Origin of the sequence: Hyphomicrobium nitrativorans NL23, from assembly GCF_000503895.1 — a bacterium.
GTDB classification, from domain to species: Bacteria; Pseudomonadota; Alphaproteobacteria; order Rhizobiales; family Hyphomicrobiaceae; genus Hyphomicrobium_C; species Hyphomicrobium_C nitrativorans.
Genome location: NC_022997.1, coordinates 1,105,922 through 1,129,108, shown reverse-complemented (window position 1 = coordinate 1,129,108; position 23,187 = coordinate 1,105,922). Strand labels below are relative to the sequence as shown.

Genomic DNA, 23,187 nt, shown 5'->3' with positions numbered 1-23,187 from the left:
TTAAGACATGTTCGGCCGGCGTACGAATGATCCTGGATTGCAGCGGCGGCTCCCCGCCGAACCCGCACCGACGGCATCTGCCGCAACCCACCAGCCTGCCTCGCCCAAGGCTGCAGCGCCGGCGGCCGCCATCCCGACGCGCGCCGAGCCGCAAGAGCAGCAGCGTCCGCATTCCGAAGAATACTACGACGTCAAGACTACGGTCTTTAACGCGCTCATCGACACCATCGACCTGACTCAGCTTGCCAAGCTCGACGCGGCAGCGGCGCGCGAAGAAATTCGCGACATCGTCTCCGAAATCATCCAGGTCAAAAACGTCGTCATGTCCATCGCCGAGCAGGAAGAGCTGCTTGAGGACATCTGTAACGACGTGCTCGGTTACGGCCCCCTGGAACCGCTGCTCGCACGCGACGACATCGCGGACATCATGGTCAACGGCGCCACGACGACGTTCATCGAAGTCGGCGGCAAGTCGCAGAAAACGAACGTGCGCTTTGCCGACAACCAGCAGCTCATGAACATTTGCCAGCGCATCGTGAGTCAGGTTGGCCGGCGCGTGGACGAATCGAGCCCGATTTGCGACGCGCGCCTCCCCGACGGTTCGCGTGTCAACGTCATCGCACCCCCGCTCGCCATCGACGGCCCGGCGCTGACCATCCGCAAGTTCAAGAAGGATCGCCTCACTCTCGAACAGATCATGAAGTTCGGCGCCATCACGCCGGACGCGAAAACGGTTCTCGAAGTCATCGGCCGCGTACGTTGCAACGTGCTGATTTCCGGCGGCACAGGTTCGGGCAAGACGACGCTTCTGAACTGTCTCACCGGCTGCATCGACCACGACGAACGCATCATCACCTGCGAAGACTCTGCCGAGCTTCAGCTCCAGCAGCCCCACGTCGTGCGTCTCGAAACGCGCCCGCCCAACCTCGAAGGAGAAGGCGAGATCACCATGCGCGATCTCGTCAAGAACTGCCTGCGCATGCGGCCCGAGCGGATCATCGTCGGCGAAGTCCGCGGCCCGGAGGCGTTCGACCTCCTCCAGGCCATGAATACGGGCCATGACGGATCGATGGGCACGCTCCACTCCAACAGCCCGCGCGAAGCGCTGAGCCGCCTCGAAAGCATGATCATGATGGGCGGCTTTGCGCTCCCCATCAAAACCATTCGTGAAATGATCGTGGGCTCCATCGACGTGATCATCCAGGCCGCCCGTCTGCGCGACGGCTCACGCAAGGTGACCCACATCACCGAAGTGACCGGCATGGAAGACGACGTCATCACGCTGCAGAATCTGATCGTCTACGAGATCACGGGCGAGGACGCCGCAGGAAAGCTCGTCGGTCATCATCGATCGACCGGCATCGCACGTCCAGCCTTCTACGAACGCGCCCGCTACTACAAGGAAGAAGGCCGCCTCACCACAGCCCTCGCCGCAGCGGAAATGCTCGACGAAAACGGAACCCCGATGGGAGAGCTCCTTGGTTGACGCCGGCCTCATGCCATTGATGACGGCTCTACTCGCCGCGATCGCGATTGCGGCGACGGCTTATGCCGTCATGTATCCGCTGATCTCCGGCGACAGGGCCAAAGAAAAGCGGGTCGCGACGGTGACCGAGTCGCACAGCAAGAAGCTGTCGTCGCGCTCGGCCGCGGATCTGGCGGCGAGCCGCAAGAAGCAGATTACCGAAAGCTTGAAGGATATCGAGAACAGGAAGAAGGCCAAAGAGAGGGTCTCTCTGAAGCTGAGGCTCGAACGGGCTGGCCTCGAAATCGAACCGCGCACCTATTGGATCGCGAGCATCGTCTCGGCCTTCGTCACGGCGTTCGTCGTGCGTGGGATGGTGCCCGCAACGATGGCCGGCATCACGCCGATGGTGACGATCGCTGCGTTCTTTGTAGGCGGCCTTGGACTGCCACGCTTCGTCCTCTCCAAGCTAACCGAACGCCGGCAGAAAAAATTCACCGCAGAACTCGCCAATGCCATCGACGTAATCGTTCGCGGCATCAAGTCCGGCCTCCCTCTCAACGATTGTCTCGGTGTTATCGCGCGGGAAAGCGTCGAGCCGCTGGCTGGCGAATTCAAGGAAGTGATCGAACAGCAGCGCCTGGGCGTGCCCCTGTTCGAGGCTTTGGAGCGGATGACGAAGCGCATGCCTGTGCCCGAAGTCAAATTCCTGGCCATTGTCATCGCAATCCAGCAGCAGTCGGGCGGCAACCTCGCCGAAGCCCTCGCCAACCTCTCCGGCGTGCTGCGTGACCGCTTCAAAATGGCCATGAAGGTGAAAGCACTCGCCGCCGAAGCCAAGGCGTCGGCCATGATCCTCGCCGCCCTGCCTCCGGGTGTGATGTTCATGGTGAACAGCGCCTCCCCCGACTACATCGCCCCGCTCTTCGAGACGCGCACCGGCAACCTGTTCATCCTGATCGGTCTCTTCTGGATGAGCTGCGGGATCTTCATCATGCGCAAGATGATCAATTTCAAGTTCTAGCGAAGGAACGCACCCGATCCATGCAAGAGCTTGTCAACACTTTGACATCGCCGCAGTTCCTGGCAACGATGCTGGCTGCGATCTCGGTCTTCGCGACGATCCTCGCCGTCGTCATGCCGATGATCGCGCGCGATCAGATGAATCAGCGCATGCGCGTGATGGCGGTCGAGCGCGACAAACTCCGCTCCCAGCGCATCAGCGAGCTTTCGAAGGAGCGCGGCGGCCCCAAGCTCCGTCAGGCGCCGAAAGGGTTTATGCAGCAGATCGTGGATCGGTTCGATCTGCGCTCTCAGTTCGACAATCCCGAGCTGCGCAACAAGCTCAAGATGGCGGGCTTGCGCGGACAGGCCCCTCTTGTCGCCTACATGTTTTTCCGTGTAGCGGCGCCGCCTCTCGCCTTCCTCGTTGCGCTTTTCTATCTGTTCGTTCTGAGCAACATGGAACAAAGCGCAGCGATGAAGCTGTTCTATGCGGCTCTCGCGGGCGCGGCCGGCTACTATCTGCCCAACATCTTCATCGAGAACCTCGCCCAAAAGCGGCAGCAGGCGATCAAGGTCGCGTTTCCGGAAGCACTCGACATGCTGCTCATCTGCGTCCAGTCGGGCATGTCCGTGGAGGCCTCGTTCGGCAAAGTCGCGAAGGAAATTACCGCGCAAAGTATAGAGCTTGGCGAAGAGCTCTCTCTGACGGCGGCCGAGCTGTCTTATCTCCCCGATCGCCGCATGGCATTCGAAAACCTCGCCGCCCGCACCGCGCTCCCCAGCGTCAAGTCGGTGACGACCGCGCTCATCCAGGCGGAGCGATACGGCACGCCCGTCGGCCAGGCGTTACGTGTGATGGCCAAGGAAAACCGCGACATCCGCATGTCGGAAGCGGAAAAGAAGGCGGCCGCCCTGCCGCCGAAACTCACCGTGCCGATGATCGTGTTCTTTCTTCCCGTGCTCTTCCTGGTCATCCTCGGCCCGGCTGCAATCAGCTTCTGGAAGATGCCGTAGAGAACGCGCGCCGCTCGCATGCCACTTCCGCGTCGGCATAGGCGAGATATTTTCTGAACGACCCTGGGCGCTCAAAAGGAACGCGCAAAAAAGAACCCTTCCGCGGCGATCCGCGAAAAGGCTCCGTTACGCTCAAGTTCGCGTGGCCTTAGTCAGCTGCTCTGTTACTCGGCAGTAAACAGCGCCGTGGCGCTCGGTGCACCAGCCCGGCCCAATCCGGATTCCATCGTGCTCGGGCGGAGCGCCGAAGGCCCGCGCTTCTGCTGAGAAACCGGCGTCGCGCGAGGCGCGGGAGCTTGCGCAACCGCCGTAGCCCACGAGGCGTCAGCCGGCATCGACGGCGTCATGGGCTGCGCGTCCCGGCGCACCATCTTCTGGAGCAGCGCGGTGTTCGCTTTCGCATCCGCCGGCTGGAGATCGGACGACGCGATCTGAGTGGCCTCGTCGTACTTGCCTTGCAGGCCGAGGACGAGCGCAAGATTCTGGCGCACCCGGGCATTGCCCCCATCGCTCTTGGCTTGGCGCAACAGCGCCTCGCCCTGCTCCGCATCGCCCGCCATCGTGTGCGCGAGCGCGAGGTTGTTCAGCACCGACGGGTGATTGGGCTGAAGCGCACGGGCACGCTCATAGAATGCGATGGCCTCGCGGTAGCTTCCTTCCTTGGCGAGAGCCGTGCCTCTGGCGAGAATGACGCGCCAATCCGGGTTGGACGGATCGTCGGCCACGGCCAGAACTTTCTTCGCCACGCTGATTTGATCGAGATCGAGTGCGAGCCGCCCGTAATCCCGCGCCAGCCGCCGGTCTTGCCCGTGGACGATAGACGCTTGTTGAAGAACGGCCAGCGCCTCGCGCTTCTGCCCCGTCGCCGTAAGGTTCTGCGCGTACGCAAGCGCCGCATCGAGATTGCGCGGGTCCTTGGAGTACTGCTCGCCCCAATATTCGGTCGCCTTGCGCGGATCGGTGGGTTGCGCCGAAACCGCCGCCTGCTGCGGAGCCGCCGGCGCAAGCGACGAGAACAGCCCGTCGCTCTCGCCCCCGCCCACCTGAGCGCAGGCCCCCAGCATCAAGCTCGCGGCCATCGCGGCAAGCAGCCCATGCGCTCGGGCCGGCTTCGCCATCCGAGGGGACACGTCGCGGTCGGCCATTGAGATCTCCACTGCTCGTCGGTCACGGGGCGCAGAGACGCCTCTCCGGCATCTCGCTTTGCGTCACTTTCCGATACAGCGGTCAATAAAGCCTTAACCGATAGGCAACCTCCCGTTAACCCGCACCCTCCGCGTATTCTGCCCGCTCAGCTTCCGCGCCACGTTTCCACTCCGTCATGGCCGGCAGCGCGAAGAGGGCGTCGATATACGCCGCAGCCCTCCCGTCGTCCCCGAACGGCGCGAGATCCTTCACGTACGTGCGCAAGCGCGACGCGACGGGCGCATACATCGCATCCGCGACCGAAAACCGTGAGAACAGGAACGGACCTTCGCCGCCGAAGCGTTGCCGGCAATCGCCCCACAGCGCGACAATGCGCCGGATGTCGGCCTCGACAGCCTCGATATGCGTGTCGCGAAGCTCCTGCGAGAGAAACTTCATGGGGCAATGCTCGCGCAGCGCCTGAAAGCCCGAGTGCATCTCCGCACTCACGGAGCGCGCAATCGCGCGTGCGCGGGTGTCTGACGGCCAAAGCTGAGCGTCGGGATGCTGCTCGGCGATATACTCGATGATTGCAAGACTATCCCAGATCATCAGATCTCCAGCCCACAGCACCGGCACTTTTCCGGCCGGAGAATGTTGCAGGATCAGCTCTTTCTTGTTCGGTGCGCGCAGATTGATGCGGATCTCCTCGAAATCGAGGTTCGCCTGCTTCATCGCAAGCCACGGCCTCAAGCTCCAACTCGACCAATGCTTGCTGCCGATGACCAGACGATAGGTGTCGCGCGCCATGCCGGACTGCCCCTCCCGATTGTGTTTCGTGGCTCGGTGAGGATAATGCCCGATCATCGAAGCGCCGTCCAAGCGGCCAAACTTCGCGAGCCTTCCAAAAGAGTATCCATGACCGAAACACCCGCACCCGCATGCACCCACGCACCCGCAGACGTGCTGGTCCCGCACGACACCGCCGAGGCCAGCACACCGATCTGGCTCGTCTCCGATGCCCAGCCGGTCTCGGCCATTCCCGATCTCGACGAGACGGCCCGCCGCTGGCTCGAAGAGACCCGCTTCACGGGAGCCGCGAGAAAACAGGCTATCGTCCCTGGCCCCACCGGCAAACCCGCCGGCGTCGTCCTCGGCCTCGGCAACGGCACCGCAGGCGATCCCTCGGGCCCGTCTGAACTCCTGATCGGCCAGCTTGCAGCAAGCCTCCCCTCGGGCCTCTATCATCTGGCCAGCGAGACGCCGAACGCCGCGCTCGCCGCCGTCGCATGGGGCCTCGGCGCCTATCGCTTCCGCCGTTACAAGAGCGGCGCTGGCGACGCGCCGCCGCGCCTCAAACTCCCGGCGGAGGTCGATCACCAATCCGTCGTCAGCCAGGTCAGCGCCGTGTGGAGCGGACGAGACCTGATCAACACGCCCGCGGCCGATCTCGGCCCCGCGGAGCTGGAAGCAGCCGCTGCCCTCGTCGCCCGCGACCACGGCGCCAGCATCTCGACCGTCGTGGGAGACGACCTGCTCGATCAGGGACATCGCATGATCCACGCCGTCGGACGCGCACACCCGCGCGCGCCGCGCCTGATCGACATGCGCTGGCAGAAGCCCGGCGGACGCCCCGACGCACCGCGTCTCACGCTCGTCGGCAAAGGCATCACGTTCGACACCGGCGGCCTCGACATCAAGCCCGCCTCCGGCATGCTTTTGATGAAAAAGGACATGGGCGGCGCGGCAGCAGCCCTCACGCTGGCCGAAATGATCATGAGCCTCGGCCTCGACGTGCGTCTGCGTCTCCTCATCGCAGCGGCCGAGAACAGCATCGCGGGCGACGCGTTCCGGCCCGGCGACATCCTGACCAGCCGCGCGGGCCACACGGTCGAGATCGGCAACACCGATGCCGAAGGCCGGCTCGTGCTCGCAGACGCCCTGTCGCTGGCGGACGAGGAAGCCCCCGATACGCTGCTCGTCTTCGCGACGTTGACGGGCGCGGCCCGCGTCGCGCTTGGCCCCGATCTGCCCGCCTTCTTCACGAACGACGATGCCTTCGCGGCAGCCCTCGTCGCGGAATCGGAGGCGGTGGGCGACCCCGTCTGGCGTCTCCCTCTTTGGCCTAGTTACGACCGTCACCTCGACAGCGACATCGCCGACCTTCGCAACGTCAGCGACGGGCCCTTCGCGGGCGCCGTCACGGCTGCGCTGTTCCTGAAGCGCTTCGTTACGAACGCGCGGCGCTTCGCACATTTCGATCTCTACGGCTGGCGGCCAACCGCTCGGCCACTGGGCCCCAAAGGCGGCGAGCCGCAGACCGCGCGCGCCATCCTCTCGCTCCTCGCGAAGGAGTTGACCGTATGACAGACCCTAAGCAGGGCGGCACCGGCGGCGAAGACAGCGACGAAGCGCGGCGGGCAAACGACCCTGCCGGCGCGACGTCGACGCCTCCGCCCATCCCGTCGCCGGAGACGTCCAACGCCCCAGCGCCGCCAGATCTCGACCCGCGCCGCCATGCCGTGCGGGCCGATCTTGCCGCCGTGACGTTGAGAGGCCAGGTCGCCTCACCGCGCTATTCGGCGGGCGTCGTGCGCCAGGTGGTGCGCGCCTCCGTCCCACTGCGGCGCGAACCCAACCCCGCGGCCGGCCTCGACACGGAAGCACTCTTCGGCGAGCGCGTGACCGTGTACGACGAGAACGAAGGCTGGGCCTGGGCGCAGCTCGCGCGCGACCGCTACGTCGGATACGTCCCGTCCTCCGCGCTGACCACGCAGGTCACCGTGCCGACCCATCGCGTCAAAGCGCTCGGCACGTTCGTCTATCCAGCGCCGGACATCAAAGCGCCGCCCACACTGCACCTCCCACTCAATGCGGAGGTTCGCGTGGCGGAATGGGAGGAGCGCTTCTGCCAGCTGGAGCAGGGCGGCTTCGTCATAACGCGCCACCTCGTCGAAAAGGAACGCGTCGAGCGCGATTTCGTGGACATCGCCGAGCGTTTCATCGGCACGCCCTATCTCTGGGGCGGACGCACCCGCATCGGCATCGATTGCTCGGGCCTCGTGCAGATCGCGCTGGAGGCGGCCGGCCATGCCTGCCCCCGCGACAGCGATATGCAAATGGCGGAACTCGGGGAAGAGTTGCCGATCCCCGGCGATCTCGAAGGGCTTCAGCGCGGCGATCTGATATTTTGGAAGGGCCACGTCGGCATCATGGCCGATGGCCTAATGCTCCTGCACGCGAACGCGCACCACATGGCCGTCGTTGCCGAAACGCTTCCCGAGGCGGCCGAGCGCATCCTGCGCCATGCATCCACCCCCATCGCCGCCATCCGCCGCCTCTTGCCGGCAACGGAGAGCGCGAACGCAACCTGAAGGGATCGGAATCTAGATCCGCCGGTACGGCAGGAAATGATGATCGCGCGCGAACGCATCTCCGTCCGGTGTGATCGGCCCACCGCGCCAAAAGCGCCCCGGTCCCAGCGTCACGATGGTCTCGACACCGCATACCGCGCCCGTCGCCCGGCTCGCCCATCGGCGTTGCACCACATGCCCTTCGGTGATCCGCTCGATGAGCGGCAACACGTCGTCGAACTGTTCGAGCACGCAATCCTCGTAGGTCTCTCCCGCAATGGTGAGATCGAAAAGCCCCGTTTCCCGCAGCATCAGCGAAACCGGGCAAGCCCCTTTTGCGCGGGGCTTAAGGCTGAAGCACCAGCTTCCACCGCCCTCGCTTTCCCAGATGTGGGCGACGTCTGCGATGGTCGGCATCCAATAGCGAAGTTGCGTGATTGTCGCCTGAAGCGAGGAGGGAACGCCCGTGCCGCTGCCCGTCTCCGCGGTGATGGCGGATAGAGACCAAGGAAGCCGTATAACGCGGGCAACGACATCCCGAATACGCTGCATACCGAAAACCTGAAGAAAGCAAACGAAACGTGGAGCGGGTGACGCTAACCGGCAATCGCCGCGCGGTGGGCAACTTTGAGATCGAACGCGGCGGCGAGCAACGCCTTGGTATAGTCGTCCTTGGGCGAAGTGAAGACATCTTCGGCCGGCCCCTCTTCCACGGCCTTGCCGTTGCGCATCACGATGACGTAATTACAGAGCGCCCGCACCACTTTGAGGTCGTGGCTGATGAAGACATAGGCAAGGTCGCGCTTTGCCTGCAACTCGCGCAGCAGATCGACGATCTGCGCCTGAACGCTCATATCGAGCGCGCTCGTCGGCTCGTCGAGAACGATGAAGCGCGGCTCCAGAGCCATGGCGCGCGCAATCGCGATACGCTGGCGTTGCCCCCCTGAGAACTCGTGCGGATAGCGGTCGAGCGCGCTGGCGTCCAGGCCGACCTCTTCCAGCGCCTTCGTCGCCTGAGCACGGCGTTGCGTTTCGCTCCATTCGGGCTTCTGGATCAGAAGCCCCTCCTCAAGGATGCCGAAGATCGAGAGCCGTGGCGACAGCGATCCGTAAGGGTCCTGGAACACCACCTGCATCTCGCGACGCAGCGGGCGCATCTCCTTGGGCGACAACCCGTCGATCCGCCGCCCCATGTAGACGATCGGCCCTTTCGACGAAATGAGCCGCAGGATGGCGAGCCCGAGCGTCGTCTTGCCCGAACCGGATTCGCCGACGACCCCGAGCGTCTGTCCCGATCGGATCTTCACCGACAGACCATCTACGGCCTTCACATGATCGACAGTCTTCCGGAGAAAGCCACGCTTGATCGGAAACCACACGCGGAGGTCGTCGGTCTCCGCGATCACGGGCGCAGCCGCGTCGAAGCGCGGCGGCTCGCCCTTGGGCTCGGCCGCGAGCAGGTGACGCGTATAGGGGTGCTTCGGGTCCGTGAAGAGCGCTTCCGTCGGCTGCTCCTCGACGATCTCGCCCCGCTGCATCACGTAAACCCGCTCCGCCATACGCCGCACGATGCCGAGATCGTGGGTGATGAGCAGCATCGCCATGCCCATCTCGCGCTGGAGGTCGCGCAGAAGCTCCAGAATTTGCGCCTGGATCGTGACGTCGAGCGCTGTCGTCGGCTCGTCCGCAATCAGGAGATCCGGCTCGTTGGCAAGCGCCATCGCGATCATCACGCGCTGGCGCTGGCCGCCCGAAAGCTGATGCGGATAGGCGCCAAGCCGCTTCTCGGGCTCCGGAATGCCGACCTTCGTCAAGAGCTCGATCACGCGTGCCCGCGTCGCGCTTGCGCTCATGCGCCGGTGGAGCTGCAGGATCTCGCCCACCTGCCGCTCGATCGGATGCAGCGGATTGAGCGACGTCATCGGCTCCTGGAAGATCATGGAGATCCTGTCGCCCCGGATACGCTTGAGAGCACCCTCGTCCGCGTGCAGCAGGTCGCGCCCCTCGAAGAAGATCTCGCCCGTCGGATGCGATGCGGCGGGATAAGGCAGGAGCTTCAAAATCGAAAGCGCCGACACCGACTTCCCGCTGCCGGATTCGCCAACGAGCGCCACCGTCTCGCCGCGGTTGATGCGGAACGACACGCCCTTCACCGCCGTCGTCGTCACGCCGCTCGAACGGAACGCCACCGACAGGTTCTTGACGTTGATGAGCACCTCTTTGGACATGCGAAGCGCTCCTCAGGCAAACGTCTTTCGGGGGTCGAGCGCATCGCGCACACCCTCGAAGATGAAGATCAGAAGCGACAGCATGATCGCGATGGAGAAGAACGCGGAGAGACCGAGCCACGGCGCGTTGAGATCGCTCTTGCCTTGCAACAGAAGCTCACCGAGCGACGGCGAACCTGGCGGCAAGCCAAGACCCAGGAAGTCGAGCGCGGTCAGCGTCGTGATGGAGCCCGAAAGCTGGAACGGCAGGAAGGTGAGCGTCGCAACCGTCGCGTTCGGAAGCAGATGCTTCCACATGATCGTCGTATCGGAGAGCCCGAGCGCGCGTGCCGCCCTCACATACTCGAAGTTTCGGGCGCGCAGATATTCCGCCCGCACCACGCCGACAAGGCTCGTCCATTGGAACGCGAGCAGCACGAATAAGAGTGTCCAGAACCCTGGCACCAGAACCGCCGCGATAATGATCAGCACATACAGCGTCGGGATGTTCCCCCAAATTTCGAGGAACCGCTGCATGATGAGATCGACCCAGCCGCCATAGAAGCCCTGCACGGCACCCGCCGCGACACCGATGACGCTGGCCATGACCGTTAGAATGAGCCCGAACAGCACCGAGATCCGGAACCCGTAGATCACGCGCGCGAGCACGTCGCGTCCCTGGTTGTCGAGACCGAGCCAATTCCAGTTGCCCACCGCAAGATAGCGCGCCATCTGGTCGGGCGGGGCTTCACAAAGCGGCGCCTGGGCGGCCCATTGCGGCGGCGCCGGATAGCCGAGCCCGCCTTGATACTTCGTGTCGCCACGCTGCACGAAACAATTGCCTTCGGCGTCGGCCCGGTTTGGATAATCCTTATTGATGGTGTCGTAGCGGTAGCGGATCGGTGGCCACAGCATCCAGCCGTTGCTCTCGATCTCCTCGATGATCATCGGATCGCGGTAGTCGGTGACGGCAAGGAAGCCGCCGAACTTCGACTCCGGATAATCGATCAGCACCGGGAACAGCGTCTGACCGTTATATCGCGCAATGAGCGGCCGGTCGTTGGCGATCAGCTCCGCAAACAACGTGAGCACGAACAGCACGAGGAAGATCACGAGGCTCCAATAGCCCCGCCGGTTCGCCTTGAAGTTCGCCCAGCGCCGCTGGTTGATGGGAGACAGGTCGAAGCGCGGCCGGAACCGCGAAAAGAAGTTCGCCCGCACCGGGTCGACCACTTCCTTCTCCAGGATCGGATCGTCGCGTTTCGCGTCCACGGGCTAGACCTCCCGGCTGTCGAAGTCGATCCGGGGATCGACCAGCGTATAGACGAAATCGGTGACGACGTTCACGACCAGCCCCAAGAGCGCGAAGATGTAAAGGGTGGCGAACACGACCGCATAATCGCGCTTGATGGCGGATTCGAACCCGAGCAACCCGAGTCCGTCGAGCGAGAACACCGTCTCGATCAAAAGCGATCCCGTGAAGAACGCGCTGATGAACGCGCCGGGGAAGCCCGCGATGATGATCAGCATGGCGTTGCGGAAAATATGTCCGTAGAGCACCTCGCGCTCGCCGAGCCCCTTCGAGCGCGCCGTGACCACGTACTGCTTGCGGATCTCGTCCAGGAAGCTGTTCTTGGTGAGAAAGGTCATTGTCGTGAACGAGCCGAGCGCCATGGCGATGATCGGCAGCGTCAGGTGCCAGAAGTAATCGACGACCTTGCCGAAGAGAGAAAGCTCTTCCCAGTTGTCGGAGAACAGCCCCCGCGACGGGAAGATCTGCAGGAACGACGAGCCCGCAAACAGGATCAACAGCAGCACCGCAACGAGGAAGCCCGGCACGGCATAACCGATCACCAGCGCCGTGCTGGTCCAGGTGTCGAAGCGCTCGCCATCCCGCACCGCCTTGCGGATGCCGAGCGGAATCGAGATGAAATAGGTGATGAGCGTGATCCAAATGCCGAGCGAAATCGAAACCGGCAACTTCTCCTTGATCAGCTCGATCACCGACACGTCGCGGAAGTAGCTGCGGCCGAAATCGAACGTGAGATAATTCTTCATCATCAGGAAGAAGCGTTCGTGGGCGGGCTTGTCGAAGCCGAACTGCCGTTCGAGTTCCAGGATGAACTCCGGATCGAGGCCCTGCGCGCCGCGATAACGGGACGTGACGCTGTCTCCACCGGCTCCCATCTGCGATTGCCCGCCGAGCGTATCGCCGCCACCCCCGCCGCCGATGCGATCGGTGATCGAGGTATCGGTGCCCGAAAGCTTGGCGATCATCTGCTCGACCGGCCCACCCGGCGCGAACTGGATGATGGCGAAACTGATCAGCATGATGCCGAGCATCGTCGGCACGATCAGCAGCACGCGCTTGAGGAGATAAGAAGCCATCGTTCGATCACATCCCCTGACCCTGGCACCGTTCGCCCTTAAGCAAGACCGCGTCGGTCCGCCCCGGGCAAACCGCTAACGCCGTCCCGCGGACTTAGCCTTTTCGCCGTCGAACCACCACGTCTCAAGCGCGCCGCGCGCGTACTTGGGCTTCACGTCTGGCCAGCCGAACTTGTCCCAGAACGCGATCTGATGAGACCCCTTGTACCACTGCGGAATCCAATAATGACCCGCCCGCAGCACGCGATCCGCCGCCCGCGTCGCCGCAACCAGCTCCTCGCGGGACTGCGCTTTGACGACCCGGTCGATCAGGTCGTCGAGCACGGGATCCGCAATACCGGCGAGGTTGTAGCTTCCGCTCATGGCAGCGGCATCCGAGCCCCAATAGTTCTTGAGTTCGATACCGGGGGACAACCGCAAGGAATAGCGTTGCGTCGTGATATCGAAATCGAAATCCTTGAGACGGCGCTGATACTGCGCGGGATCGACCCGCCGCATGGTGGCGTCGACACCGATCAACTGCAGGTTCTTGATGAACGGCGCAATGATGCGCTCGAAATTCACCTCGAACAGCAGGAACTCGACCGAGAGCTTCTCGCCCTTAGCGTTGCGCAACCCGTCACGCGTCTGCTCCCAGCCGGCCTCCGCCAGAAGCTTCGCCGCGCGGCGCAGATTTTCCCGGTTGCTCCCGCTGCCGTCGGTCACGGACGGCGACACGGGCTCGCCGAACACAGCCTCAGGCAAGCGATCCCGGTGCGGCTCCAGCAGCTTGAGTTCGTCGGCCGTCGGCAGCCCGCCGGCTTTCATGTCCGAGTTTTCGAAGAAGCTCGCCGTCCGCGTATAGAGCCCGAAAAACAGGTTGCGGTTGCTCCACTCGAAGTCGAAGGCATAGCCCAGCGCCTCGCGCACGCGGATGTCCTTGAATTTATCCCGGCGCGTGTTGATGAAAAAGCCCTGTGCACCGGAGGGGCGTTCGTCGTCGAGCGTCTGGCGCAAAATGCGCCCATCGCGCACCGCCGCGACGTCGTAGCTGGTCGACCAGTCGCGTGCGGTGAATTCCTCGCGGAAATCGAAGTTGCCGGACAGCAGGTTTTCGAGTTCGAGCGTGCGGTCGCGGAAATACTCGTAGCGCACTTCGTCGAAATTGTTCTGGCCCCGGTTGACGGGCAAATCGCGGCCCCAGTAATCCTCGCGCCGCGTATAGGCGACATACGTGCCCGCGCGAAAATTCCCGACCTTGTACGGCCCCGATCCGAGCGGCGGCGTCAGCGTCGTCTGGTCGAACGCGTTTTCGGTATAATAGGCCTTGGACAGTATCGGCAACGTCGCGACGTTAATCGGCAGATCGCGCGTCAGCGTACCCTTGAACGTATAGCGCACGGTATGCGCATCGAGCGCCTCCGCCTTCTCCACGTCGCGGATCTGGCCCGAAATCGCCGGATGGCCTTTCGACTTGATCGTGTCGAAGGAGAAGACGACGTCCTCCGCCGTCAGCGGAGAGCCATCCGCAAACTTGGCCTCGGGGCGCAGCTTGAACGTGACGGACATGCCGTCGTCTGCAAGATCGGCGGTTTCCGCAACCAGCCCATAGACCGCATCCGGCTCGTCCATGGCCCGCGCCATGAGACTGTCGAACAACAGAGCGAGCCCCTGCGCCGCGTCGCCCCGGAGAATGAACGGATTGAAACTGTCGAACGTGGTCAGACCGCCAGAGCCGATCTGCGAGACGCGCCCGCCCTTCGGCGCATCCGGGTTCACGTAATCGAAGTGCGTGAAGTCGGCCGGATACTTGAGATCGCCGAAGATCGAGAGCCCGTGCCTGGGCTCGGCCGCGGCTGGCGATGCGGCAAGCCCGACAGCGAGCGCCAACATGGCCAGAAACGCAAAAGCCTCGCGCGGCACCTTGCGCACCGTCACCGCACCCGTCATGTCGTCTTGCAGTCTCCGCAGGCCCATCGTCGTCAGTTCCTGCGTGCGGCCTGAAGGGCCTTCAGCTTGTCCTGATCCACCCACCACACCTGCGTCAGCGCCGAAGTCTGAGAGGGAAGTTTATCGGGCCTGCCGAACATATCCCACGTCGCAATCCACTCGTTGGGATTGTACCAATGCGGAACCACGTAATGGCCCCAGAGCAGCACGCGATCCAGCGCCCGCGTCGCGGCCACCAGTTCGTCGCGATCCTTGGCGAACACCAGCGTCTCGATGATGGAATCGATCACCGGGTCCTTGATACCGATGGTATTGCGGCTTCCGTCATGGTCCGCCGCCGCCGAGCCCCAGAAGTCGCGCTGCTCGTTGCCGGGCGAAATGGACTGCGGGAACATGTCGATGATGATGTCGTAGTCGCGGCTCATCTCGCGCCGCTCGTATCCTGCGGGATCGACGACACGCGTCGTTGCCCGGATGCCGATCTTGGCGAGGTTGGCGCGATAGTGCGCGATGTGGCGCTCGAACGAATCCGACCCGATCAGGAATTCCACCGTGAACGGCTCGCCCTTGGCGTTGCGCAGAACCTGCTCCGTGCGCTTCGAACCAAGACCGACGGTTTGCATCGCCTTGCAGAAGAAACCGCAGTCGGCATCCTCGACTTCCTCGGTGCGGATCTCCCATCCGGCTTCCTTCAGCAGCGCCATCGCCTTCGCGAGATTGTCGCGCGCATCCTCGCGCGTCGCAAACGTCGGGTTCTTCCACTCGGTTGTGAAAACTTCCGGCGGCAGGTCCTTCTCGTGCGCCTTGAGGATTTCGAGCTCGCGCCCTTCCGGAAGCCCCTTCGCTGCAAGCTCGGAATTGTCGAAATAACTATGCACGCGGCTGTACTGACCGAACAGCAAGCTGCGGTTCAGGTCTTCGAAATCGAAGGCCAGATTGAACGCCTGCCGCACGCGCCGATCCTGAAACTTCGGCCGGCGGATGTTGAATGCGAAGCCCTGCATCCGAGCGACGCCCTCGGTCGGGATCACCTCTTTTTTGACGAACCCTTTTTTGAGCGCGTCGAAGTTGAACTGCGTGGCCCACGCGCTCGCAGTGTTCTCGCGCCAGAAGTCCGCGCGCCCGCTCTTGAAGTCTTCGAACGCAGCAACCCGCTCGCGGAAGTATTGAAAGCGCAGCTCGCCGAAATTCCATTGCCCGATCGCGACCGGAAGATCCTTCGCCCAGTAGTCCTCCACACGCTCGAACACGATGCGGTTGCCGGTGTCGAACTCCTTGATCCGATAGGGGCCCGATCCGAGCGGCACTTCGAGCGTACTCTTTGCAAGATCGCGCGGCTCGCCGTTGCGCGCCTTGCCTTCCCAGAAGTGCTTGGGCAGCACGGCAAGCTGGCCGAGGATCTGCGGCAGCTCCCGGTTGCCCTTCTGATCGAACGTGAACGTCACCTCGTGCGGTCCGGTCTTCTCGCCGCGCACGACGTTGGCGTAATAGCGGCCGTACATCGGGTTAGCCGCCTTGATGGCGTCGAGCGAGAAGATCACATCCTCGGGCTTGATCGGCTCCCCGTCGTGGAAGCGCGCCTCGGGCCGCAGCCCGAACGTGACCGAGCTGAAATCGTCCGGAAACGACACCCATTCCGCAATCAGGCCGTATTCCGTCGACGGCTCGTCGGGGCTGCCGGCCATGAGCGTGTTGTAGATCATGCCGACGCCACCCGCCGGCACGCCGCGGATCGAGAACGGATTGAGGGAATCGAACGTGCCCTGCGTCGCAAACCGCACCACGCCGCCCTTGGGCGCGTTGGGGTTCACCCAGTCGAAATGCTTGAAATCGGGCCCGAACCTCGGCTCGCCCACAAGCGACAAGGCGTGATGACGAACCTGTGCGGGCGGCGCGGGCGGCTCAGCGACCGCCTCCGCTCCTGGAGCCTCCGCACCTTGCCCAAAGGCCGCAGCGCTTGTGGCCAAGGCCACGATGAGGAGCGAGAAAAAGGAGGTCGTAGGGCGCTGCACCATCAATGCCGTCATCCATTCCGTTCCGTCGAAAACCGGGCGAACACGGAACTGTGGCACGTGCCGCCGCGCAGGTCGACGGCCCTGGAAAATCAGGGCCGGACCAGGGGAAAATCAGTTCCTAGCACGCCTTCTCACGGGATACGGATTAAACATCGGCAAGATAGGGCGGCCTATCGCGCCGCCCCCTCGCAACGATCTTAAGGTGCAGGCGCAGCCGGCGTTTCCGGTACCGCAGCAGGGGCATCTTCGGCAGGTGCGGCAGCCGCGGGCGCCGGCAGAGGCGCCGGGCTATCCGCGAGCGACCTGAGATACGCGATCAGATCGGCAAGCGTCGCGTTATCCGAGACGCCGTTGAACACCATCCGCGTACCCGGCAGATATCCGCGCGGAGCGTGCAGGAATTCGGCCAGCGCTTCATAGCTCCACTCGCCGCCCTTGCTCTTGATCACGTCCGAATATCCGCCGAAATCGCCGACGCTCCCCAGCGCGCGGCCCAGAACGCCGTAGAGATTGGGACCGGCCTTGCTCGCGGCACCCTTGTCCGCGGAGTGGCACGCCGCGCACGCCCGGAAAGCCGCTTTCCCGTCGTCGGGGCTTGCATCGCCCACCAGCGCAACGACGTCCGCGGGATCGAACGCCTTCGGCCCCGCCACAGGCGCGCCGCCGTCCGCGGGCGCCGCACCATCACCATCGGGCTGGGGAAGCGTGAAACCGCCGGTGACCGGCCCGTGGTGGCTCAACTCGTTGATCAACGTCTTAGGCACGAAGATGAGAAGCAACGCCAGCAGTACACCGCCCGCAATCTTGTTCAGCTCGAAGGAATCCATCATCTCTTTCTTCCTGCCCGCGGGACGCGCTTCCGCCCCCGAAATCCTCACCCGAGACATGCGACAGCCCGAGCGCTGCCACGTCATTCCCCGGTCTGAGCGCAGGCGTCCCGCTCCCGCCCCAGACGGACCCATCGGCTCAAATCGAACCGAACCAGCAGACCGCATCTAAAGGGCCTGCACCACGCCTTGCAACCCTTGGGGCTGCCAGTCTACAGCTCATGCCCCCGCAGGGGCCTCGGATCGTCTGCCCGCCCGCACGGGACAGGCCATCGACATCCTGCTTCCATGGGGGCCCCGCTTCCATAGGACCAAGTGTCCGAACTGGGGGCAGCCCGGGGCCGGAAACGCGACGGAGAGCCCACGATGACGAGAGCCCTGATCATCATACCGGCCCGCATGGCCTCGACCCGACTGCCCGACAAGCCTCTCGCCGACATCGAAGGCGAGCCGATGATCGTCCACGTCTGGCGCAAGGCCCACGACGCGGCCATGGGGCGCGTGGTCGTGGCCGCCGACTCGGACGAAATCGTGAACGCCGTGCGCTCCGCCGGGGGCGAGGCCATGATCACCCGGCCCGACCACGTCTCGGGCTCCGACCGCATCTTCGAGGCTTTGAGCCGCATCGATCCGGAATCGGAGGCGGACATCGTCGTCAACCTGCAGGGCGATCTCCCGACCATCGACCCGGCCCTTATCCGCGAATGCGCGTCCGCCCTCGACGTCAAAGGTCCCGACATCGCGACCCTCGCAGCCGAGATCACCGATCCCGACGAACGCACGAACCCCAACGTGGTGAAGATCGTCGGCACGCCTCTCCCCGAGAAGAACCGCCTGCGCGCCCTTTACTTCACGCGCGCGACCGCACCCCACGGCGACGGACCGCTGTTCCACCACATCGGCCTTTACGCCTACCGGCGCACCGCCATCGAGCGGTTCGTCTCGTTGCCGCCCTCGTATCTCGAAACGCGCGAGAAGCTGGAGCAGCTCCGTGCGCTGGAGGACGGCATGCGTATCGACGTGGCCATCGTTGACACTGTTCCCCTCGGTGTCGATACTCCCGACGACCTCGAACGGGCACGCAAGCTCGTCAGGAAGGCGAAGCGGGCATAACCACCGTGCATTGCGGCGATCCGAGAAAAGATTTGAAGTTCGCGCGGCCGTTTCGATTTTGATGGCGGGCGCGCCGCTGCGCGTGTCCGCACAATCCTGCACTTCCTTCGTCGCCCTTCCTGACCCAAAGCCCGAGTCCTCATCATGCCCCAGTCCGCCGACGCCACGCCCCCTCGCATCGCCTATCAGGGTGAGCCGGGCGCGAATTCTCACCTCGCCTGCGCGGAGGCGTTCCCGGACCTCGAAGCCATCCCCTATCCGACCTTCGAGGACGCCCTGGCGGCCGTGAAGTCCGGCGACGTACGCTTCGCGATGATCCCGATCGAGAACTCGGTGGCCGGCCGCGTAGCGGACATCCATCACCTGCTTCCCGGTGCGGATCTCTACATCGTGGGCGAGCACTTCCTGCGCGTGCGCCACCAGCTGCTGGGCGTGAAGGGCGCGTCCCTCGCCACCATCAAGAAGGTGCTGAGCCACACCCAGGCGCTCGGCCAGTGCCGCAAGGCGCTCCGCACGCTCGGCCTCACCCCCGTACCCGAGGCGGACACCGCGGGATCGGCCCGGATCGTGGCGGAACAGGGCGAGCCCACCCTCGCCGCCATCGCGTCCCGTCTCGCAGCCGAAATCTATGGCCTCGACGTCCTGAGCGCCGACATCGAGGACGAAGCGCACAACACGACGCGCTTCCTCATTCTGGCAAAAGACCCCGACGACGCGGAGCCCGACGACGGCCCCGTCGTGACCACCTTCCTGTTCCGCGTCCGCAACGTCCCGGCCGCGCTCTACAAGGCGCTCGGCGGGTTTGCCACCAACGGCGTCAACATGACGAAGCTCGAAAGCTATCAGCTCGAAGGCACGTTCAACGCGACCATGTTCTACGCCGACATCGAAGGACACCCGCGCGATCGCTCCGTCCAACTCGCGCTGGAGGAGCTGTCGTTCTTCTCGACCGAGGTTCGCCTGCTCGGCACCTATCTCGCAAGCCCCTACCGGATCGAGGCGGCCGAAGCTGCGGCTCCTCCCGTCGCCCCAGGCGGCAGCGTCCGCTGAGAGATCGCAATGAGATTGACCGATAAGATCGCCATCGTCACCGGAGCCGCATCCGGCTTCGGACGCGGCATCGCGGACGCGTTCGCAGCCGAAGGCGCGAAAGTCGTCGTAGCCGACATCGACGCCGCGCGCGCCGAAGCAACCGCCGCCGCAATCGGCAACGGCGCTCTGTCCGTCGCCGCCGACGTTTCGAAAAAAGACGACGTGACGCGTCTCGTCGAAACGACGGTCAACGCGTTCGGTGGCCTCGACATCGTCGTCAACAACGCGGGCGCAACGCATCGCAACCAGTCGCTGATGACGGTGAGCGAGGACGAATTCGACCGCATCTACGCCGTCAACGTAAAGTCGATCTACCTCATGACGCTCGCGGCCGTGCCCGAGCTTGAAAAACGCGGTGGCGGCTCGATCGTCAACACGGCGTCGACAGCGGGCCTGAGGCCACGCCCCGGCCTCACCTGGTACAACGGCTCGAAAGGCGCGGTGATCACGCTGACGAAATCGATGGCAGCCGAGCTTGCGCCGAAGAACATCCGCGTCAACGCCATCAATCCCGTGATCGGCGAAACCGGCCTTCTCGAAGAGTTCATGGGAACGGCCGACACGGCCGAAAACCGCGCACGCTTCGTCGCGGGCATTCCGCTCGGGCGCATGTCGAAGCCCTCCGACATCGCCAACGCCGCACTGTTCCTCGCCGACCCCGCCTCGCACTTCATCACCGGCATCGCCATCGAAGTCGACGGCGGACGGTGCATCTGACACACTCCATGTGTCATGAAACGCCCCTGCGTCTACATTCTCGCCGGCAGGCGAAACGGCACTCTCTACGTCGAGGTGACGAGCGATCTTCATAAGCGCATGGCCGAGCACACTCAGGGGCTTGTGCCCGGCTTCACGAAAAAACATGGCGTGAAGCATCTCGTTTACTACGAGATGCACGATCTCCTAACGGAGGCCATTCGGCGCGAGAAGCAGCTTAAGGAGTGGCAGCGGATTTGGAAAATCCGTTTGATCGAGACCATGAACCTGGAATGGCAAGATCTCTTTGACGCCACATCAGGCGAAATCGCGTTCGGACCCGCCGATCTGCAACGAGAGACTGGCGAACAATGATCGAGGTATCTGGCCCCCGCCCTTCGGCGGGGTGACGGACGGGGTGTGGCAACCGCCCGCCACAAATCCAACGTCACACCGGCGAAGGCCGGTGCCAAGATACGTAAGAGCAGCACGAGAGCTCACCTCCGCACCGCCACCATCGTCAAATGCTCAGCGCATCGCCGCGGATCTGATACAGCGACAGCGCCGTTGCAACGGCGAGGTTGAGGCTGTCGAGCTTCCCCGCCATCGGGATTTTCACGAGCCGCGAGCATGAGCGCGTCAAGCTCTCCGATAACCCCGGCCCCTCGCTGCCCATGAGCAGAAGCACGGGATCCTTGTAAGCCGCATGCCGGAAGTCGTCCCGCGCATCGAGATGCAAACCCACCACATCGCCCGGCCACGATGCCCGCCATACGAGGAATTCCTCACGCGAAACTTTCGCAAGCGGCATGTCGAACACCGAACCCATCGTCGCACGCACGGCTTCGCGCGAATAAGGATCGCAGGTATTGCCGATCAGGATGATGCCCTTGGCGCCCACCGCGTCCGCCGTGCGAATGATGGTGCCGAGATTGCCGGGATCGCGGATCTCTTCGAGCGCGAGCCACGTATCTCCACGCGCAGGCCGCTCGGGCAACGTCGCCCACTTCTGCTGGAACACGCCGATCATGGACTGCGGATTGTCCTTCGACGACAGCTTCGAAAGCACGGCTTGCGAAACTTCGAGAACCTCTCCACCGGCTTCGAGCGCCCACGAGATCAACAGGCGCGCAACGAGGCTCGACGCCGATCCCGCCTGATACACGAGCGTTTGCGGAACGAATTCGGCAGCCCGCGCCGTCTCCAGGATCGACGTGCCCTCCGCCAGGAACAGCCCCGTCTCGCGGCGCTCCTTGCGCATATCCAGCGCGCGGATCGCCTTCACCCGCTCGTTGGTCAAACTCGTAATGACGCGCGGAGCGCGCGGTTGCGACGTGCGAGATTGAGATGCACGAGCCTGGGATGGGCGCGGCTTATTCTTGCTCATGATGTCCACCGCACGAAAAGCGAGGTCGGAACCGCGGGCCGTTGCGGCTCGCCGCGGACCGCGAGTGCAAGCTCGCCGGTATCGAAATGCCCGCCGCGCCCGCGGAGCACGTCGGCCGCAAGTTGCTCGAACGCAAGCGCGGACGCGCGAATGGCATAGACGGTGAGGATCATCGCCGAACGGTCCGGCGCGAGCAGCGAGACGATCGTCTTTAACAAATCCGGCAAGCTCTGGAACAGATCCCACACCTCTCCGCCCGGCCCGCGCCCGAACTTCGGCGGATCGACGAGGATCACATGGTACGTGCGCCCGCGCCGGGCTTCGCGCGCCACGAACTTTGCCGCGTCGTCCAAAATCCAGCGGATCGGCGCATCGCCAAGGCCCGACGCCGCCTGATTGTCCCGAGCCCACTGGATCGCGGCCTTCGACGCATCCACATGCGTCACCTCCGCCCCGGCGCGCGCCGCCAGCAGCGAGGCGGCCCCCGTGTAGGCGAAAAGGTTCAAGACGCGCGGCCGCTCGCCCTCCACGCGCGCGATCTCGCCGAGCATCCACTCCCAGTGCGGAAGCTGCTCCGGAAACAGTCCGAGATGCCAAAGCCCGCGGAGACGGCAGGTCAGCGTCACGTCCCGCACGGCAACCGGCCAGCTTTCCGGCACACGCTTGTCGAGCCGCCACTTGCCCTTTTCCTCGTCGTCGCCGGAGGCGGAGAAAACGCCGTGCGCCGCGCCCCAGGCTTCCGTGCCGAGCGAGCGGCACCACAGCGCCTGCGGCTCGGGCCGGTCCACGACGATGCTGCCGAACCGTTCGAGCTTTCGCCCGGCGCCGCTGTCGATCAGCGCATAACCCGACGGGCCCTCGGTGCGAATAAGGTTGAGGCCGCTCAAGACGCCGCATCCCGTGTCGCGGCGATAATGTCGAGAATATCCTGCCCCGATGTATCGAGCGGCAACCGCATGAAGTCCGCGGACAACTTGAGCGCTTCGTCGAGTTGAAGATGGAAAGCGTCGCGATCGATCTCGATCGTTCCGAACTGGCGCAGATGATCGGTGACGAACTGCGTATCGAGCATCGTAAATCCCCCCGCGATCAGCCGGCCCGCCAGATGCACCAGCGCGATCTTCGACGCGTCCCTTTCATAGGAGAACATGCTTTCGCCGAAGAACGCCCCGCCGAGCGCCACGCCATAGAGCCCACCGACCAGCCGATCCTCGTCCCACACTTCGACAGTGTGACAATGCCCGAGCCGGAAGAGATCCCGGTAGAGCCCGCGGATCCGCCCGTTGATCCACGTGGAGCGCCGCCCAACCCGCTCGGCCGCGCACCCCTCGATCACGCCCTCGTAGTCCGTATCGACGGTCACCCGCATCGCGCCCGCGCGCACCGTCTTGGCGAGGCGGCGCGGCACGTGCACATCGTCCAGGGGCAGGATGCCCCGATGCTGAGGCTCGATCCAGTAAAGCGCCGGATCGTCCGCGCTTTCGGCCATGGGAAAGATTCCGCAGCTATAGGCCTTGAGCAGGACCTGCGGCGTAATCTCGATCATGATGTCGTCGCGCGACGCCATCAAA

At 64.1% G+C, this 23,187-nt stretch carries 21 protein-coding genes; 9 read left to right on the top strand and 12 right to left on the bottom strand.

The window, feature by feature from the left end; translation table 11 throughout:
- The first annotated feature begins 7 nt into the window (after nucleotides 1-7).
- From W911_RS05225 to W911_RS05215, 3 genes are read left to right on the top strand one after another with little or no spacing between them, the layout of a single operon-like run.
- The gene (locus W911_RS05225; protein ID WP_023786472.1) at nucleotides 8-1,486 is read left to right on the top strand and encodes a TadA family conjugal transfer-associated ATPase; all 1,479 of its coding nucleotides are present in this window, start codon (nucleotides 8-10) and stop codon (nucleotides 1,484-1,486) included.
- A complete protein-coding gene (locus W911_RS05220; RefSeq protein WP_023786471.1) occupies nucleotides 1,479-2,489 on the top strand; it encodes a type II secretion system F family protein in 1,011 nt (336 codons plus the stop codon). Before W911_RS05225 ends, W911_RS05220 begins: the two co-directional genes overlap by 8 nt.
- Before the next feature lie 20 nt (nucleotides 2,490-2,509).
- Nucleotides 2,510-3,484 (top strand): type II secretion system F family protein, encoded by a 975-nt coding sequence (locus W911_RS05215; RefSeq protein ID WP_023786470.1) that lies wholly within the window; start codon nucleotides 2,510-2,512, stop codon nucleotides 3,482-3,484.
- Nucleotides 3,485-3,648: 164 nt separating this feature from the next.
- Here W911_RS05215 and W911_RS05210 read toward each other — a convergent pair whose 3' ends face one another.
- Nucleotides 3,649-4,629: a tetratricopeptide repeat protein gene (locus tag W911_RS05210; RefSeq protein WP_023786469.1), complete on the bottom strand. Its 981-nt coding sequence runs from the start codon at nucleotides 4,627-4,629 to the stop codon at nucleotides 3,649-3,651.
- Between the two features lie 115 nt (nucleotides 4,630-4,744).
- Nucleotides 4,745-5,419, bottom strand: coding sequence for a glutathione S-transferase family protein (locus W911_RS05205; protein WP_023786468.1), 675 nt, complete (start codon nucleotides 5,417-5,419; stop codon nucleotides 4,745-4,747).
- Between the two features lie 108 nt (nucleotides 5,420-5,527).
- Here W911_RS05205 and W911_RS05200 point away from each other — a divergent pair, with 108 nt between their 5' ends.
- On the top strand, nucleotides 5,528-6,976 hold the full coding sequence (locus W911_RS05200) for a leucyl aminopeptidase family protein (RefSeq protein ID WP_023786467.1): 1,449 nt from the start codon (nucleotides 5,528-5,530) through the stop codon (nucleotides 6,974-6,976).
- Nucleotides 6,973-7,983: an NlpC/P60 family protein gene (locus W911_RS05195; protein WP_023786466.1), complete on the top strand. Its 1,011-nt coding sequence runs from the start codon at nucleotides 6,973-6,975 to the stop codon at nucleotides 7,981-7,983. Before W911_RS05200 ends, W911_RS05195 begins: the two co-directional genes overlap by 4 nt.
- A gap of 12 nt (nucleotides 7,984-7,995) precedes the next feature.
- Here W911_RS05195 and W911_RS05190 read toward each other — a convergent pair whose 3' ends face one another.
- From W911_RS05190 to W911_RS05160, 7 genes are all read right to left on the bottom strand, one after another.
- Nucleotides 7,996-8,514 (bottom strand): hypothetical protein, encoded by a 519-nt coding sequence (locus W911_RS05190; protein WP_023786465.1) that lies wholly within the window; start codon nucleotides 8,512-8,514, stop codon nucleotides 7,996-7,998.
- A 44-nt stretch (nucleotides 8,515-8,558) separates the two neighbouring features.
- A complete protein-coding gene (locus tag W911_RS05185) occupies nucleotides 8,559-10,190 on the bottom strand; it encodes an ABC transporter ATP-binding protein (protein ID WP_023786464.1) in 1,632 nt (543 codons plus the stop codon).
- Between the two features lie 12 nt (nucleotides 10,191-10,202).
- Entirely contained in the window at nucleotides 10,203-11,402 is a 1,200-nt protein-coding gene (locus W911_RS05180; RefSeq protein ID WP_081717817.1) for an ABC transporter permease, read from the bottom strand.
- A 42-nt stretch (nucleotides 11,403-11,444) separates the two neighbouring features.
- Nucleotides 11,445-12,557 carry a microcin C ABC transporter permease YejB gene (locus W911_RS05175; RefSeq protein WP_023786462.1) on the bottom strand — a complete coding sequence of 371 codons (1,113 nt, stop codon included), beginning with the start codon at nucleotides 12,555-12,557 and terminating at the stop codon, nucleotides 11,445-11,447.
- A gap of 75 nt (nucleotides 12,558-12,632) precedes the next feature.
- On the bottom strand, nucleotides 12,633-14,513 hold the full coding sequence (locus tag W911_RS05170) for an extracellular solute-binding protein (protein ID WP_244438599.1): 1,881 nt from the start codon (nucleotides 14,511-14,513) through the stop codon (nucleotides 12,633-12,635).
- A 5-nt stretch (nucleotides 14,514-14,518) separates the two neighbouring features.
- Nucleotides 14,519-16,513, bottom strand: a complete 1,995-nt coding sequence (locus W911_RS05165; RefSeq protein WP_023786460.1) for an extracellular solute-binding protein — start codon at nucleotides 16,511-16,513, stop codon at nucleotides 14,519-14,521.
- A 185-nt stretch (nucleotides 16,514-16,698) separates the two neighbouring features.
- Nucleotides 16,699-17,331, bottom strand: a complete 633-nt coding sequence (locus W911_RS05160) for a c-type cytochrome (RefSeq protein WP_023786459.1) — start codon at nucleotides 17,329-17,331, stop codon at nucleotides 16,699-16,701.
- A 363-nt stretch (nucleotides 17,332-17,694) separates the two neighbouring features.
- Here W911_RS05160 and W911_RS05155 point away from each other — a divergent pair, with 363 nt between their 5' ends.
- From W911_RS05155 to W911_RS05140, 4 genes are all read left to right on the top strand, one after another.
- On the top strand, nucleotides 17,695-18,441 hold the full coding sequence (locus W911_RS05155; RefSeq protein ID WP_023786458.1) for a 3-deoxy-manno-octulosonate cytidylyltransferase: 747 nt from the start codon (nucleotides 17,695-17,697) through the stop codon (nucleotides 18,439-18,441).
- 144 nt (nucleotides 18,442-18,585) lie between these two features.
- Nucleotides 18,586-19,491 (top strand): prephenate dehydratase, encoded by a 906-nt coding sequence (locus W911_RS05150; protein ID WP_023786457.1) that lies wholly within the window; start codon nucleotides 18,586-18,588, stop codon nucleotides 19,489-19,491.
- A 9-nt stretch (nucleotides 19,492-19,500) separates the two neighbouring features.
- Entirely contained in the window at nucleotides 19,501-20,250 is a 750-nt protein-coding gene (locus W911_RS05145) for a glucose 1-dehydrogenase (RefSeq protein WP_023786456.1), read from the top strand.
- A gap of 15 nt (nucleotides 20,251-20,265) precedes the next feature.
- Nucleotides 20,266-20,604: a GIY-YIG nuclease family protein gene (locus W911_RS05140; RefSeq protein ID WP_023786455.1), complete on the top strand. Its 339-nt coding sequence runs from the start codon at nucleotides 20,266-20,268 to the stop codon at nucleotides 20,602-20,604.
- Nucleotides 20,605-20,749: 145 nt separating this feature from the next.
- Here W911_RS05140 and W911_RS05135 read toward each other — a convergent pair whose 3' ends face one another.
- Genes W911_RS05135 through aat form a run of 3 tightly spaced genes read right to left on the bottom strand, consistent with a single transcriptional unit; the run spans nucleotide 20,750 to nucleotide 23,183 of the window.
- Nucleotides 20,750-21,616 carry a TrmH family RNA methyltransferase gene (locus tag W911_RS05135; protein ID WP_051388686.1) on the bottom strand — a complete coding sequence of 289 codons (867 nt, stop codon included), beginning with the start codon at nucleotides 21,614-21,616 and terminating at the stop codon, nucleotides 20,750-20,752.
- Nucleotides 21,613-22,503: an RsmD family RNA methyltransferase gene (locus tag W911_RS05130; RefSeq protein WP_023786453.1), complete on the bottom strand. Its 891-nt coding sequence runs from the start codon at nucleotides 22,501-22,503 to the stop codon at nucleotides 21,613-21,615. The genes W911_RS05135 and W911_RS05130 overlap by 4 nt, the downstream gene beginning before the upstream one ends.
- The gene (gene aat, locus W911_RS05125; RefSeq protein ID WP_023786452.1) at nucleotides 22,500-23,183 is read right to left on the bottom strand and encodes a leucyl/phenylalanyl-tRNA--protein transferase; all 684 of its coding nucleotides are present in this window, start codon (nucleotides 23,181-23,183) and stop codon (nucleotides 22,500-22,502) included. The genes W911_RS05130 and aat overlap by 4 nt, the downstream gene beginning before the upstream one ends.
- Nucleotides 23,184-23,187 lie beyond the last annotated feature (4 nt).

What these genes read in the sequence shown, in the direction of transcription:
- W911_RS05160 (WP_023786459.1), bottom strand. Translation starts at nt 17,331, where the DNA reads ATGATGGATTCCTTCGAGCTGAACAAGATTGCGGGCGGTGTACTGCTG.
- W911_RS05150 (WP_023786457.1), top strand. Translation starts at nt 18,586, where the DNA reads ATGCCCCAGTCCGCCGACGCCACGCCCCCTCGCATCGCCTATCAGGGT.
- W911_RS05145 (WP_023786456.1), top strand. Translation starts at nt 19,501, where the DNA reads ATGAGATTGACCGATAAGATCGCCATCGTCACCGGAGCCGCATCCGGC.
- W911_RS05210 (WP_023786469.1), bottom strand. Translation starts at nt 4,629, where the DNA reads ATGGCCGACCGCGACGTGTCCCCTCGGATGGCGAAGCCGGCCCGAGCG.
- W911_RS05170 (WP_244438599.1), bottom strand. Translation starts at nt 14,513, where the DNA reads ATGGGCCTGCGGAGACTGCAAGACGACATGACGGGTGCGGTGACGGTG.
- W911_RS05205 (WP_023786468.1), bottom strand. Translation starts at nt 5,419, where the DNA reads ATGGCGCGCGACACCTATCGTCTGGTCATCGGCAGCAAGCATTGGTCG.
- W911_RS05140 (WP_023786455.1), top strand. Translation starts at nt 20,266, where the DNA reads ATGAAACGCCCCTGCGTCTACATTCTCGCCGGCAGGCGAAACGGCACT.
- W911_RS05215 (WP_023786470.1), top strand. Translation starts at nt 2,510, where the DNA reads ATGCAAGAGCTTGTCAACACTTTGACATCGCCGCAGTTCCTGGCAACG.
- W911_RS05185 (WP_023786464.1), bottom strand. Translation starts at nt 10,190, where the DNA reads ATGTCCAAAGAGGTGCTCATCAACGTCAAGAACCTGTCGGTGGCGTTC.
- W911_RS05175 (WP_023786462.1), bottom strand. Translation starts at nt 12,557, where the DNA reads ATGGCTTCTTATCTCCTCAAGCGCGTGCTGCTGATCGTGCCGACGATG.
- W911_RS05135 (WP_051388686.1), bottom strand. Translation starts at nt 21,616, where the DNA reads ATGAGCAAGAATAAGCCGCGCCCATCCCAGGCTCGTGCATCTCAATCT.
- W911_RS05225 (WP_023786472.1), top strand. Translation starts at nt 8, where the DNA reads ATGTTCGGCCGGCGTACGAATGATCCTGGATTGCAGCGGCGGCTCCCC.
- W911_RS05155 (WP_023786458.1), top strand. Translation starts at nt 17,695, where the DNA reads ATGACGAGAGCCCTGATCATCATACCGGCCCGCATGGCCTCGACCCGA.
- W911_RS05200 (WP_023786467.1), top strand. Translation starts at nt 5,528, where the DNA reads ATGACCGAAACACCCGCACCCGCATGCACCCACGCACCCGCAGACGTG.
- W911_RS05165 (WP_023786460.1), bottom strand. Translation starts at nt 16,513, where the DNA reads ATGACGGCATTGATGGTGCAGCGCCCTACGACCTCCTTTTTCTCGCTC.
- W911_RS05195 (WP_023786466.1), top strand. Translation starts at nt 6,973, where the DNA reads ATGACAGACCCTAAGCAGGGCGGCACCGGCGGCGAAGACAGCGACGAA.
- aat (WP_023786452.1), bottom strand. Translation starts at nt 23,183, where the DNA reads ATGGCGTCGCGCGACGACATCATGATCGAGATTACGCCGCAGGTCCTG.
- W911_RS05190 (WP_023786465.1), bottom strand. Translation starts at nt 8,514, where the DNA reads ATGCAGCGTATTCGGGATGTCGTTGCCCGCGTTATACGGCTTCCTTGG.